The sequence below is a fragment of the Actinomadura sp. J1-007 genome (genome assembly GCF_009793335.1).
GTDB classification, from domain to species: domain Bacteria; phylum Actinomycetota; class Actinomycetes; order Streptosporangiales; family Streptosporangiaceae; genus Spirillospora; species Spirillospora yumaensis.
This window is the reverse complement of sequence record NZ_WING01000003.1, coordinates 533,668-546,352: the sequence shown is the minus strand read 5'-3', so window position 1 is coordinate 546,352 and position 12,685 is coordinate 533,668. Positions and strand designations below refer to the sequence as shown.

The 12,685-nt window shown below is 74.5% G+C and carries 12 protein-coding genes; 9 read left to right on the top strand and 3 right to left on the bottom strand.

From position 1 onward, the window contains the following. Nucleotides 1–2: 2 nt before the first annotated feature. From GEV43_RS43930 to GEV43_RS43905, 6 genes are read left to right on the top strand one after another with little or no spacing between them, the layout of a single operon-like run. Nucleotides 3–1,016 (top strand): substrate-binding domain-containing protein, encoded by a 1,014-nt coding sequence (locus GEV43_RS43930; protein WP_160826548.1) that lies wholly within the window; start codon nt 3–5, stop codon nt 1,014–1,016. Beyond that, nucleotides 1,016–1,762 (top strand): ATP-binding cassette domain-containing protein, encoded by a 747-nt coding sequence (locus tag GEV43_RS43925; protein WP_160826547.1) that lies wholly within the window; start codon nt 1,016–1,018, stop codon nt 1,760–1,762. The genes GEV43_RS43930 and GEV43_RS43925 overlap by 1 nt, the downstream gene beginning before the upstream one ends. A 45-nt stretch (nt 1,763–1,807) precedes the next feature. Beyond that, nucleotides 1,808–2,824: an ABC transporter permease gene (locus tag GEV43_RS43920; RefSeq protein ID WP_160826546.1), complete on the top strand. Its 1,017-nt coding sequence runs from the start codon at nt 1,808–1,810 to the stop codon at nt 2,822–2,824. Then, nucleotides 2,821–3,891, top strand: a complete 1,071-nt coding sequence (locus GEV43_RS43915) for a phosphotriesterase (RefSeq protein ID WP_160826545.1) — start codon at nt 2,821–2,823, stop codon at nt 3,889–3,891. Before GEV43_RS43920 ends, GEV43_RS43915 begins: the two co-directional genes overlap by 4 nt. A gap of 31 nt (nt 3,892–3,922) precedes the next feature. Continuing rightward, nucleotides 3,923–4,669 carry a glutamine amidotransferase gene (locus tag GEV43_RS43910; protein WP_309240308.1) on the top strand — a complete coding sequence of 249 codons (747 nt, stop codon included), beginning with the start codon at nt 3,923–3,925 and terminating at the stop codon, nt 4,667–4,669. Next, the gene (locus tag GEV43_RS43905) at nt 4,666–5,298 is read left to right on the top strand and encodes a TenA family protein (protein ID WP_160826543.1); all 633 of its coding nucleotides are present in this window, start codon (nt 4,666–4,668) and stop codon (nt 5,296–5,298) included. The genes GEV43_RS43910 and GEV43_RS43905 overlap by 4 nt, the downstream gene beginning before the upstream one ends. A 61-nt stretch (nt 5,299–5,359) precedes the next feature. Here GEV43_RS43905 and GEV43_RS43900 read toward each other — a convergent pair whose 3' ends face one another. From GEV43_RS43900 to GEV43_RS43890, 3 genes are read right to left on the bottom strand one after another with little or no spacing between them, the layout of a single operon-like run. Continuing rightward, entirely contained in the window at nt 5,360–6,190 is an 831-nt protein-coding gene (locus GEV43_RS43900; protein ID WP_160826542.1) for an IclR family transcriptional regulator, read from the bottom strand. A 50-nt stretch (nt 6,191–6,240) separates the two neighbouring features. Continuing rightward, a complete protein-coding gene (locus GEV43_RS43895; protein ID WP_160826541.1) occupies nt 6,241–7,944 on the bottom strand; it encodes a thiamine pyrophosphate-binding protein in 1,704 nt (567 codons plus the stop codon). Nucleotides 7,945–7,955: 11 nt separating this feature from the next. Beyond that, a complete protein-coding gene (locus tag GEV43_RS43890; protein ID WP_160826540.1) occupies nt 7,956–8,723 on the bottom strand; it encodes an SDR family NAD(P)-dependent oxidoreductase in 768 nt (255 codons plus the stop codon). A gap of 121 nt (nt 8,724–8,844) precedes the next feature. On the opposite strand from GEV43_RS43890, the gene GEV43_RS43885 reads away from it, so the two are divergent. The 3 genes from GEV43_RS43885 (at nt 8,845) to GEV43_RS43875 (ending at nt 12,526) form a co-directional block, all read left to right on the top strand. After that, the gene (locus GEV43_RS43885; RefSeq protein WP_160826539.1) at nt 8,845–9,909 is read left to right on the top strand and encodes an ABC transporter permease; all 1,065 of its coding nucleotides are present in this window, start codon (nt 8,845–8,847) and stop codon (nt 9,907–9,909) included. Nucleotides 9,910–10,068: 159 nt separating this feature from the next. Beyond that, complete coding sequence (locus GEV43_RS43880) at nt 10,069–11,025, top strand: sugar ABC transporter substrate-binding protein (RefSeq protein WP_160826538.1); 957 nt, start codon at nt 10,069–10,071, stop codon at nt 11,023–11,025. Nucleotide 11,026: 1 nt separating this feature from the next. Continuing rightward, nucleotides 11,027–12,526 carry a sugar ABC transporter ATP-binding protein gene (locus GEV43_RS43875; protein WP_160826537.1) on the top strand — a complete coding sequence of 500 codons (1,500 nt, stop codon included), beginning with the start codon at nt 11,027–11,029 and terminating at the stop codon, nt 12,524–12,526. The last annotated feature ends 159 nt before the right edge of the window (nt 12,527–12,685 follow it).

Genomic DNA, 12,685 nt, shown 5'->3' with positions numbered 1-12,685 from the left:
CGATGCGACGAACGGTGACGGCCGTGGCCGCGCTCGGCGTCCTGCTGAGCACGACGGCCGCGTGCGACGTGGCGGCCCGGCGCGAGATCGACGCGGAGAAGAAGGCGACCGAGCAGGGGCCGCCGCCGCCCCAGAAGGTCGCCCAGCCGTGCAAGGTGCAGGGCCGGGCGCCGAAGATCGGGATCGTTCCGATCAACCTCCAGGCGCTGTTCTTCAACCAGATCAACACCGGCGCCAAGACGGTCGCCGCCAAGACCGGCGCCCAGGTGCAGGTCGTCAACGGCAACGACGACTCCCAGACGCAGGCCAACGCGATCGACGACCTGGTCGCCAACCACTACGACGCGATCATCGTGGACGCGGTGGACACCGAGGGCATCAAGCCCGCGGTCCGCCGCGCGAAGGCGGCCGGGGTCCCGGTCGTCGCGGTGGACGCCACCGTGGACGACCCGGCGGTCGCCACGCAGGTCGGCACCGCCAACGCGCAGGGCGGCAAGCTGCTCGGCGACGCGCTGACCAAGCTGACCGGCGGCAAGGGCGACATCGGGGTGGTCGGCGCGCTCAACAGCACCATCCAGAACGAGCGCCAGAAGGGCTTCACCGACGAGGTCACCGCCAAGGGCATGAAGATCAAGAACGTGGTGGACGGCCGCAACATCCAGGAGAACGCCCAGACCGCCGCCGAGAACCTGCTCACCGGCAACCCGGACCTGCCCTACGCCTACGCGACGGGGGAGCCCGCGCTGATCGGCCTCGCCGCCGCGGTGGTCAGCCAGCAGCGCACCAAGGACCTCAAGGTCGTCGGCTGGGACCTGTCCTCGCAGGCGGTGGACGGGCTGAAGGCCGGCTGGATCGTCGGCGTCGTCCAGCAGAACACCTTCCAGTTCGGCTACGAGGCGATGAACGCCGCCCTCGACCACGCCTGCGGCCGGTCCGCGCCGAAGGACGTGCCCGTCCCGACCCAGATCGTGACCCCCGCCAACGTCAAGAACTACCTCTACTACCTGGAGAAGTGATGAGCGATCAGTCGCTGGTCACCCTGACCGGGATCACCAAGTCCTTCGGCGCCGTCCGCTCGCTACAGGGCGTCGACCTCACCCTCGCGCCCGGCGAGGTGCTCGGCCTCGTCGGCGACAACGGCGCCGGGAAGTCGACCCTCATGAAGGTCCTCGCGGGCGCCATCCAGCACGACACGGGCCAGATCACGATCGACGGCCGCGACGTGCGGTTCGCCAGCCCCGCCGACGCGCGGCGCGAACGGATCGGCATCGTCTACCAGGACCTCGCGCTCTGCGACACGCTCGACGTCGCGAGCAACCTGTTCCTCGGCCGCGAGCCGCGCAAGGGCCCGTTCATCGACCGCAAGGCGATGCACCACAGGGCCGCGCAGACGCTGTCGGAGCTGCACGTCCGGGTGAAGTCCACCTACCAGGAGATCGGGCAGCTGTCCGGCGGGCAGCGGCAGGCGGTCGCGATCGCGCGCGCCGTGTCGTTCCAGCCGCGGGTGCTGATCCTGGACGAGCCGACCGCCGCGCTCGCCGTCGCCGAGGTCCGGCAGGTGCTCAAGATGATCCGCGACGTCGCCGCCCAGGGCGTCGGGGTCATCCTGATCACCCACCGGCTCCAGGACCTGTTCGAGGTCTGCGACCGCATCACGGTCATGTACGAGGGCCGCAGCGTCGAGGACCGCGCGGTCGCCGACCTGGACATCGAGACGCTCGTCGCCATGATCACCCGTTCCAACGCGGAGGAGGCGGCGTGAACGGGCCGCGCGGAACCACCGCACACACCGAGGAGGCGGCCTGACATGGCAGCCCAGGCACCTGCCGCGCCCACCGTCCTGGCCGAGACGCCGAACCGGTGGGAACGCGCCAACAAGGCGACGCTCGCGATGGCCGGCGTCACCGTCGCGCTGTTCCTGGTCTTCGGGATCGCCGCCGACAACTTCCTGTCCTTCGCCAACCTGTCCAACCTGCTGACGCAGGTGGCGATCACGCTGATCGTCGCGGTGGCGATGACGTTCGTGATCACCACCGGGCAGATCGACCTGTCGGTCGGCTCGACGCTGGCGTTCGTGGCCACGCTCACCGCCGAGATGCTCAAGGCGGGCTGGGACTCGTCCGTCGTGATCGTCGCCGGGCTGCTCGCGGGGCTGCTCTGGGGCGCGGTGAACGGCTGGTTCGCCGCGTACCAGAAGATCCCGCCGTTCATCGTCACGCTCGCGACGATGTCGGTGATCCGCGGCCTCGCCCAGCTCTGGACGCAGGGCTTCTCGGTGCCGATCGACCGGCGGCTGTTCGTCGCCAGGATCGGCGAGGCGAAGTTCCTCGGCTTCTCGGCGCTGGCGTGGATCGCGGTGGCCGTGGTGGTCGTCGCGGCGGTCCTGCTGGCCAAGATGCGGTTCGGCAGCTACGTCAACGGCATCGGGTCGCAGGAGGAGTCGGTGCGGCGCGCGGGCGTCAACACCGACCGGATCAAGATGATCACGCTGATGCTGGCGGGGCTCGCGGCGGGCGCCGCGGGGCTGCTCACCGCCGCGCGGCTCGGGTCCGGCTCGGCCAACTCCGGGCAGGGCTTCGAGCTGACGGTGATCGCCGCGGTCGTGCTCGGCGGCACCAACCTGTTCGGCGGGCGCGGCACGATGGTCGGCACGGTCATCGGCGCGCTGATCACCGGACTGATCGCCAACGGCCTGACGCTGCTCGGCGTCAGCCCGTTCCTCACCCCGATCGTGACCGGGGGCGTGCTGCTCGCCGCGATCTGGATCAACCTGCGCGGCCGGAGCCTCGCGGACGTGTTCACGCACCTGGTGCGCAGACCGTGAGCGGGGCCGCCGGGACGGCCGTCACGACGGTGACCGGGCCGGTGGACGCCTCGGACCTCGGGCTGACCCTCACCCACGAGCACCTGCGCAACGACGTGCGGGCCGCCGTCGGCGAGCCCGGTGACCACGGCGACCCGGAGCTGCGCCGGCTGCGGGACGCGCGGGTGACGCCCGAGCTGGCCTGGCTGCTGCGCGAACGGCCGTACGACTGCCTGGACCACTGCGTCCTGGACGACGCGGACGCGATGCTCGCGGACCTGAAGGCGTTCGCGGCGGCCGGGGGCGGCACGGTCGTGGACGTCACCCCCGGCGGCCTCGGCCGCGACCCGCTCGCGCTGGTCTCGTTCGCCGAGCGCAGCGGCCTGCGGATCGTCATGGGCTCCGGCTGGTACCTCGAACGGTTCCATCCGGCGCACCTGGCGGACGCGGGGGAGCGGCGGCTCGCGGACGAGCTGGTCGCCGAGTTCGCCCGCGGCGCGGACGGCACCGGCGTCCGGCCCGGCGTCATCGGGGAGATCGGCGTCTCGCCGGACTTCACGCCCGCCGAGCGCACCGCGCTGCGCGCCGCCGCCCGCGCGCAGCGCGAGACCGGCGTCCCGCTGTACGTGCACCTGCCCGGCTGGCAGCGGCGCGCCCACGAGGTCCTCGACATCGTCCTGGACGGGTACGGGGTGCCGCCGGGCGCGGTGGTGCTGTGCCACATGGACCCCTCGCACGACGACCCGGACTACCAGGACGCCGTCGCCGGACGCGGCGTCTGGCTGGAGTTCGACATGGTCGGGATGCCGTTCCGGTATCCCGGCGAGGGCCAGTCCCCGGCGCCGCACGAGACCGCCCGCGCCGTCGCCGGGCTCGTCGCGCGCGGGCACGGCGACCGGCTGCTGCTCAGCCACGACGTGTTCCTCAAGAGCATGCTGACCGCGTACGGCGGCAACGGGTTCCGGTACGTGCCCGAGCTGTTCACCGGGCGGCTCGTCGACGAGGGCGTCCCGCCCGAGACGGCCCGGGACCTGCTGCGCGGCAACCCCGCCCGCCTTTTCGAACGCGCCGCCTCCGCGGCGTCCTGACCTGACCGACCTTCCGAAGGGAATGAGACAAGTGAGCCGCGTCCTGATCGCCGGCGAGAGCTGGGTCACCCAGTCCACCCACATCAAGGGGGTGGACTCGTTCACCACCAGCTCGTACGTCGTCGGAGTGGAGCCGCTGCGGCGCGCCCTGGAGGGGCGGGGCCACCAGGTGACGCACCTGCCCGCGCACCTGGCGCCCGCGCAGTTCCCCGGCGACGCCGCCGCGCTCGCCGAGTACGACGTGGTCGTGCTGTCCGACATCGGGGCCAACTCGCTCCAGCTCGCGCCCGAGGTGTTCGAGCGCGCCCGCCGCGGCGCCGACCGCCTCGAAGCGCTGCGCGGCTGGGTCGGCGAGGGCGGCGGCCTGCTGATGATCGGCGGGTACCTGTCGTTCACCGGGTTCGAGGCCAAGGCCGCCTTCCGCAACACCGTGCTGCACGAGGTGCTGCCGGTCGAGCTGCTGCCCGAGGACGACCGGGTCGAACTGCCCGCCGGGGCCCGCGCGGAGGTCGCGGACGCGGCGCACCCGGCGCTCGGCGGCGTGGACGGCGCGTGGCCGCACCTGCTCGGCTACAACCGCGTCCGCCCCCGCGCGGGCGCGGAGGTCCTCGCCACCCTCAACGCCGACCCGCTCGTGGCCGTCGGCGCGTACGGCTCGGGCCGGTCGGCGGTGTTCACCTCCGACTGCTCGCCGCACTGGGCGCCCGAGCCGTTCTGCGAGGAGTGGGACGGCTACGCCGAGGTGTTCGGCGGCCTCGTCGAGTGGCTGGCGGGATGACCCGGTCGCGGCGGCTGCTCGACGCGTGCGCGCCCGCCCTGGACCGCGCGCTGGAGATGCGGTTCGTCCGCGAGGTGGCGGACGGCACGGTCGGGGACGCCGCGTACGCCGACTACCTGGAGATCGAGGCGGCGTTCGTGGAGACGGCGGCGCGGCTGCACGGCCTCGCCGCCTGGGACGCCCCCGGCTGGACGGCCATCGGCCGCAACGCGCGCGCCGCGTACGCCCTGGTCACGGGGCAGGCGGACTACTTCGAGGCCGCGCGCGCCGCGTGGCCCGTCCCGGCCCGGCTGGACCGGGACGCGGCGCGCGGCGCGGGCGGGCTGTCGCGGTACGCGCTGGACGCCGCCCGCGAGGGCGGCTACCCGGCGGTCATGACGGTGCTGTTCGCCGCCGAGACGCTCTACCTCACCTGGTGCTCGCGCGCCCACCGGGAGGGCCGCGTCCGGCCGGGGCCGATCGCCGACTGGGTCGCGCTGCACGCCGACGAGGCGTTCCGCGCGGGCGTGGACGCGCTCGCCCGCGAGGTCGACGGGCTGCCCGAGACCGTCCCGGACGAACGGCTCGAACGCTGGTTCACCGGGATGCTCGACGCGGAGATCGCGTTCCACGACGCCGTCTACGCCTGAGGCCGCGAGCCGTCCGCGCCCTCGCGCGGACGGCGGACCCCGGGCCCGTGCTCCGCTACGGTCAGCGGCGCACGGGCCCGCCGGCGCTCTCCCGGGCCAGCTCCCGGGAGAGCGCCCGCGCGGCGGTGCGGACGGCCGGCGCGAGGCGGTCCAGGTCGAGCCGGTACGTGCTGCCGGTGATGGAGATCGCCGCGATCGGGCGGCGGTCGCGGCCGAGGATCGGCGCGGCGACGGCCGACACCCCCGCCTCCGACTCCTCCCGGTTGACGCCGTACCCGCGGTCGAGCGTGCGGGCCAGCTCCCGCTGGAGCAGACCCGGCAGGATGATCGTGTGCGGGGTGTGCCGCCGCAGCCCGGCCGACACGGCGCGGTCGAGCCGGTCGGGCGGGCCCATCGCGAGGAACAGCTTGCCCGTCGCCGTGCAGTACGCGGGCAGCCGCCCGCCGACGCGGGACACGATCGGCATCGACCGGCGCCCGTTCACCTTCTCCAGGAACAGGGTGTCGGTGCCGTCGAGGACGGCGAGGTGGATGTTCTCGTGCGTCGCCTCGTACAGGTCCTCCATGTACGGCAGCGCCGCCTCGCGCAGGCCGCGCGGCGACGGCGCCCGCTGCCCGAGGACGAACAGCCGCAGGCTCAGCCGGTAGCCGGTCTCGGTGCGCTCCACCCCGCCCCAGCGCACCAGCTCGCCGAGCAGGCGGTGCGCGGTCGGCCTCGGCAGGCCGGTGCGCGCGGCCAGCTCCGTCAGCGTCAGCTCGGCGTCGCCCGAGCCGAACGCGTCCATCAGGCTGAGGCCGCGCGCGAGCACCGATTTCGGCGGCCCGGCCGCGTCGGGACCGGGCGGCTCGGCTTCCCTGCGGGCGTCACGGCCGGACGGCCTGGAGTCGTTCATGCTCCGATCGTCACGGTACGGGGGCGCGTGGGCAAGTCCGGCCGGACGGTTCATCCGCCGTTCCCCGCCGCGCCGCCCCCGCTCCCGCCGCCGCGGCCGCCGCGCGGGCCCGCCTCCGGCGTGCCGTGCCCGGTGATCGGCACCTCGATGACCAGGGGCCCGTCCAGGTCCTTGCCCGCCGCGACCGCGTCGCGCAGCGCGTCGGCGGTCTCCACCCGCAGCGAGTCGATCCCGAAGAACCGGGCGGCGTGCCGCCAGTCCAGATGCGGCGGCGCGAGGTCCATCCCGACGTACCGGCCCGTCGCGGCGGACGTGCCGCCCCCGGCGTCGAGCGTGTCCTTCAGGGTGCGGTACTCGCCGTTGTTCATCACGACGAACGCGACCGGCGTCCGGTAGCGGGCGGCGCTCCACAGCCCCTGGAGCCCGAACATCGCGCAGCCGTCGCCGAGCACCGCGACGACCGGGCGGTCCGGGTCGCCGAGGTGCGTGCCGACGGCGGCGCCGATGCCCCAGCCGAGCCCGCCGCCGACCGTGTGCACGTACGAGCCGGGCAGGTCCTGGCGCAGGACGGAGCGGAGCTTCAGCCCGGCGGTGATGGCCTCCTCGACGACCACGGCGTCGGCGGGCAGCCCGGACGCGACCGCGTGCGCGGCGGCCAGCGGGTCCAGCGGCGACCCGCCGTACGCGGCGCGCGCGGTCGCGTCCAGCCGCTCGCGCTCGCGCGCGTGCTCGGCGGCGGCCCGCTCGATCCGGACGCGGGCGTCGGGGACGCGGCCCCGCAGCCGGTCGGCGAGCGACCAGAGCGTCTCGGCGAGGTCGCCGGTCAGGCCGACCCGCACGGGGAAGTTGCGGCCGGGCTCCGCGGGGTCGTCGTCGATCTGCACGATCGGCAGCCCGTCGGGGACGGCGGGCCCGGGGGAGTAGTGGTGCGGCATGAACGCCCGGCAGCCGACGATCAGCGCCGCGTCGTACCGGGCGAGCGTCTCCCTGATGACCTCGTTGCGGGGCGGGACCATCCCGGCGTAGAGGGGATGCGTGCCGGGGAAGTCGATCCCGTCGTTCATCGGCTGGTGGTAGACCGTCGCGCCGAGCCGTTCGGCGACCGCGACCAGCTCGGCGACCGCGCCCGCGCGGCCGACGCCGTCCCCGGCGATCACGACCGGGCGCTCGGCGGCGATCAGCAGCTCCGCGGCCTCCTCGGTCATCGCCGCGCCTGGGCCCGACACCGGCGAGCGGGCCGGGACGGCGACCTCGCCGTCCTCCTCCAGCAGGTCCATCGGGATCGACACCAGCACCGGCCCGGCGGGCGGCCGGGCGGCCAGCGCGAACGCGCGGCGCAGCACCACCGGCAGGTCGCGGGCGTGCTGGACCTCCACCGCGTGCTTGGTCGCCGCCGACGCGAGGCCGACCAGGTCGCCCGACAGCATCGGGTCCTGGAGCAGGTGCCGCCGGTCCTGCTGGCCCGCCGCGATCACCATCGGGGTCCGCGACCGCGTCGCGTTCAGCATCCCGATCAGGCCGTTCGCGACGCCCGCCGCGACGTGCAGGCTGGCGAACGAGGTGCGGCGCGACGCGCGGGCGTACCCGTCGGCCATCGCGACCACCGAGCCCTCCTGGAGCCCGAGCACGTACTCCAGGTCGTCCGCGCCCGCGAGCGCGTCCATCAGCGGCAGCTCCGTCGTGCCCGGATTGCCGAAGATCCTCGTGACGCCCTCGTCCCGCAGGATCTCCAGCATCGCCTCGATCGGCCGCATAGCGCTCCTCGTCAATGTTTCGCCGATCCGCCGTCGACGTTGATGGTCTGCCCGGTGAGGAAGCCGCTGCCCTCGTCGCACACGTACAGCAGCGTGGACACCAGGTCGCCGGGCTCCTCCACGGCCCGGACGACCTGCATGTCGCGGACCCGTTCGAATCCGCCGTCCGCGCCCGTCGTCCGCGCCGCCGTGGCGGTGCGGACCAGGCCGGGCGAGATCGCGTTCACGGTGATCCCGTACCCGCCGGTCGCGCTCGCGAGCGCCCGGGTGAACCCGACCAGCCCCGACTTGGAGGTGGTGTAGGCGACCAGGTCGGGCGGGCCGAGGAAGACGACCGCCGAGACGATGTTGACGATCCGCCCCCAGCCGGCCTCCTTCAGGTGCGGCAGGGCCGAGCGCGACACCAGGAACGGGCCGTCCAGGTTGACCCGCATGATCCGGCGCCAGTCGTCCAGCGTGGTCTTCTCGAACTCCAGGGGCGGGTAGACGCCCGCGTTGTTGACCACGATGTGCAGCGCGCCGAAGCGCGCGACGACCTCCTCGACCGCCGCGTCCACCTCGTCCGGGTCGGTCACGTCGGCGCGCACCGGCAGGAACCGGCCGCCGTCGCCGCGCCCCCCGCCGCCGGGGCCGGCGGCGATCCGGCCGGCGGTGGCCGACTGGTCCGCCAGGTCCAGGCCCGCCACCGCGTGCCCGCGCGCGGCGAGGGCGGAGGCGAACTCCTGCCCGAGCCCGCCCGCGGCCCCGGTCACGAGGGCGACCCGCTGTGTCTCGCTCATGGACCGCAGCGTGCGCCCGCCCGCGCGAGGGCGACAAGCGGGCGCTTCCACTCACCGGAACGTTTTCACTCACCGGAATCCGCCGCTTGTCGGGCCGTGACGCCGGTCACATGCTCGCCGCATGTCCGTACCACGACCGCCGGACCCGCCCCCGTCCGCGCCGGCCCCCGCGAACGACGAGGACGCGGCGACCGCCCCGCGCCCGCGCGCACGCCGGCGCCGCCGGCCCGTCCCGGACGAGGCCGGCGTCGTCGGCGTGCTGGTCCTCCTCGTCGCGGCGGTCGGCCTCCTCCAGCCCGACTTCCTGCGCACCGACAACCTGCTGACCACCGCGCACAACTCCGTCTACGTCGGGCTGATGGCGTGCGGGATGGTGTTCGCCCTCGCGATGCGCGAGGTGGACCTGTCGGTCGGCGGGATGTACGCGATGGGCGTCGTCGTCGGCGCGCTGCTGATCCGCGAGGGCACGCCCACCTGGGCGGCGGCGGTGGCGGTGCTGGCCCTCACCGCGCTGCTCGGCGCGGTCAACGGGGCCGTGACGACCTACCTGCGGCTGCCGTCCTTCATCGTCACCCTCGCGACGGCGATGCTGCTGCGCGGGGTCGGCCTCGCGCTGGCGGAGGGCAAGCAGATCACCGACCTGCCGCCGGACGACGCGTTCTTCCGGGTGCTCGGTGGAGGCGAGCTGCTCGGGGTGCCGAACGCGGTGTGGGTGTTCGCGGCCGCCGTGGCCGCGCTGACCGTGCTGTTCACCCGGACCAGGTTCGGCGCCCGGGTGCGGGCGATCGGGTCCAACCCGGAGGCCGCCGAGTTCGGCGGCCTGCCGATCGCCCGCACCCGGATCGCCGCGCTCGCCCTGTCGGGGCTGATGGCGGGGTTCGCGGCGGTGCTCGCGCTCGCGTTCTTCATCGCGGGCGACCCCACCATCGGCCAGGGGTACGAGCTGACCGCGATCGCCGCGGCGATCATCGGCGGCACCCCGCTCAAGGGCGGCCTCGGCTCGGTGCTCGGCGCCGCCGCCGGGTGCCTGATCCTCGGCGTCGTCACGGCGGCGCTGGTGTTCTTCGAGGTCCCCATCAACTGGACGACGTTCGCGACCGGCGGGGTGATCCTCGTCGCCGTCGGCGCCGCGCCGCTGCTGCGCCGCGTCCGTGAACTGCGCGGCCCCCGGACGGCGCGGCCGTGACCCGCGCGGACCGCGTCCCGCGCCCTCAGGGAGGAACCCCATGATCCGCCGTTCCCGCGCGCCGCTCGCCGCGGCCCTCGCGCTCGCGCTCGGCGCCGCGTCCACCGTCTCGTCCTGCGGGGACGACGGCGGCGGGGCGGCTCGGGCAAGCGCCTGAAGATGGGCATCGCCGTCGCCAACTACAGCCTCAACTTCGCCCGCGAGATGTACGAGGGCGCGACCGAGGCCGCCGGGCACGCGGGCGGCGTCGACTTCAAGGTGGTCGGGCCGCCCAACACCGACGGCCCGGCCGAGCAGCAGCTCTTCCAGAACCTCACCGTCACCCACCGCGACGGCATCGTGCTGGAGAACCTCGACCCGCCGATCTTCACCCGGCCCGCCGCGCAGGCGGTCTCGCGCGGCATCCCGATCGTCGCGCTCGACACCGCCCCGACGGACGGCAGCAAGGTCGAGTTCTACGTCGGCAACGACAACTACGAGCTGGGCGCGCTGCTGGCGGCCGAGACGGTGAAGCGGCTCGGCAAGGACGCGAAGGGCACGGTCGTGCTCGGCGTGCCGAACCCGGGGACGCCCGTGCTCGACAGCCGCGCGAACGGCGTCAAGGAGGGGCTGGCGAAGCTCGCCCCCGGCATCAGGGTGCTCGGCCCGTTCCAGACCTACAGCGACCCGGCGCAGAGCTACGCGGCGTGGCAGTCGCAGGTCAACGCCAACCCGAACGCGCTGGCGTTCCTCGGCGTCGGCGACGCCGACAGCTACAACCTCGCGCGGCTGAAGGAGCAGCGGAAGGGCCGGTACCTCACGGCGGGGTTCGACGTGGACCCGAAGACCCTCCAGGCCGTCAAGAAGGGCACCAACTTCGTCGCGATCGACCCCGAGCACTTCCTCAAGGGGTACGTCTCCACGTCCGTCCTCATCACGTCGGTGCGCGACGACGGGGGCAAGCTGCCGAAGGGCTGGTTCAAGACGCCCGGACTCGTCATCGACAAGGGCAACATCGACCAGATCCTCCAGCGGCAGAAGTCGCCGCAGGAGGCGTACAAGTGGTACAAGCCGCAGCTCGACAAGCTCCTCGCGGACCCGAAGGCGGGCATCCGGCCGCTCAAGGAGGCCCGCTGAGATGCTGGTCGCCGAGGGCCTCGCCAAGCACTACGGCGGCGTCACCGCCCTGGACGGCGTCGGCATCACCCTGGAGGCCGGGGAGGTGCACGCCCTCGTCGGCGAGAACGGCGCGGGCAAGTCCACCCTCGTCAAGATCATCTCCGGGGTGGTGCGGCCCGACGGCGGGACGATCGAGCTGGACGGCGCGCCCGTCCGGTTCGCCGACGCCCGGCAGGCCGCCCGGCAGGGCGTCGCGATCGTCTCCCAGGAGCTGATGACCTACGACGACCTGACCGTCCTGGAGAACCTCTTCCCGTACGGCGCGCCCCTGCGGCGCGGGCTGGTCAGCAACCGCGAGATGCGCCGCCTGGCCCGGCCCGTCCTCAGCGAACTCGGCCTCGACCCCGCCCCGTACGCCCGCGTGGGAAGCCTGCCGCTCGCCGACCGGCAGCTCCTTGAGATCTGCCGCGCGCTGCTCCAGGAGCCCCGCGTCCTGATCCTCGACGAGCCGACGTCCGCGCTGCCGCGCGAGGCCGCCGACCGCCTCGCCGCCACCACGCGCCGCCTCGCGGACCGCGGCCTCGCCGTCCTGTACATCTCGCACTTCCTCGAAGAGGTCATGCGCGTCGCGGACCGCGTCACCGTCCTGCGCGACGGCCACGCCGTCCTGCCCGCCGCGCCGGCGAGCGGCGTCGGCCTGGACTCCCTGGTCACCGCCATGCTCGGCGCCGCCGCGCCCGCCGCGGCGGACCCGCGGCGCGTCCGCCGCGCGCGGACGGGCGGCGCGCCGGTGGCGTTCACGGACGTGACGGTCCCCGGCCGCCTGCGCGAGGTGTCGCTGAACGCGGCCGGGGGCGAGATCGTCGGGCTCGCCGGCCTCCAGGGGTCCGGGCACCTCGCGGTCCTCGACGCCGTCTGCGGGCGCGTCCGCCCGTCGCGCGGGGCCGTCCGCCTGCCGAACGGCGTGACGCCGCGCAGCGCCCGCCACGCCGTCACGGCCGGGGTCGCCTACGTCTCCGGCGACCGCAAGGGCCGGGGGCTGATGCTCGACAAGCCCCTCTGGGAGAACGTCACGTCCGTCACCTGGCTCGGGCAGGGCCGCGACGGGGCCCTCCCGCGCCGCTCCCGCCTGGTCGAACGGGCCCGTACCGGCCTGGAGCGCCTGCGCGTCCGCGGCGACGTGCACGCCCGCGCCGGGGACCTGTCGGGCGGCAACCAGCAGAAGGCCGTGCTCGCCAAGTGGCTCGACGCCGGGCCCGCCGTCCTCGCCCTGGACGACCCGACCCGCGGCGTGGACGTCGGGGCCCGCGCCGAGCTGCACCGCATCGTCCGCGACCTCGCCGCCGAGGGCAAGGTCGTGCTCGTCGCGTCGTCCGACCTCGCCGAGCTGGTCGACCTGTGCGACCGCGTCCTGGTGTTCCAGCACGGGAAGGTGGTCGACACCCTGGCCGCCGAGCGCCTGACCGAGCCCGGCCTCAGCCTGGCGATGAACGCGGGCTTCGCCGCTCCCGCGCCCTGACCCCGGCGCCCCCGGCCCGGGTCGCGGCCCGGGTTCGCCCCGGGGCGGGGCACGCCCTGGTCATGGGGCGGTCCGCAACGCCAACACGCCGCGGAAGAACGCGCGTCCACCGCGGGCCGGCGGGCTAGTGTGACGGACCGTCACCGATCGATCTCGCCG

Coding starts and splice junctions, on each gene's coding strand:
- GEV43_RS43905 (WP_160826543.1), top strand. CDS start 4,666: ATGACCCGGTCGCGGCGGCTGCTCGACGCGTGCGCGCCCGCCCTGGAC.
- GEV43_RS43880 (WP_160826538.1), top strand. CDS start 10,069: ATGGGCATCGCCGTCGCCAACTACAGCCTCAACTTCGCCCGCGAGATG.
- GEV43_RS43895 (WP_160826541.1), bottom strand. CDS start 7,944: ATGCGGCCGATCGAGGCGATGCTGGAGATCCTGCGGGACGAGGGCGTC.
- GEV43_RS43890 (WP_160826540.1), bottom strand. CDS start 8,723: ATGAGCGAGACACAGCGGGTCGCCCTCGTGACCGGGGCCGCGGGCGGG.
- GEV43_RS43900 (WP_160826542.1), bottom strand. CDS start 6,190: ATGAACGACTCCAGGCCGTCCGGCCGTGACGCCCGCAGGGAAGCCGAG.
- GEV43_RS43925 (WP_160826547.1), top strand. CDS start 1,016: ATGAGCGATCAGTCGCTGGTCACCCTGACCGGGATCACCAAGTCCTTC.
- GEV43_RS43875 (WP_160826537.1), top strand. CDS start 11,027: ATGCTGGTCGCCGAGGGCCTCGCCAAGCACTACGGCGGCGTCACCGCC.
- GEV43_RS43930 (WP_160826548.1), top strand. CDS start 3: ATGCGACGAACGGTGACGGCCGTGGCCGCGCTCGGCGTCCTGCTGAGC.
- GEV43_RS43920 (WP_160826546.1), top strand. CDS start 1,808: ATGGCAGCCCAGGCACCTGCCGCGCCCACCGTCCTGGCCGAGACGCCG.
- GEV43_RS43885 (WP_160826539.1), top strand. CDS start 8,845: ATGTCCGTACCACGACCGCCGGACCCGCCCCCGTCCGCGCCGGCCCCC.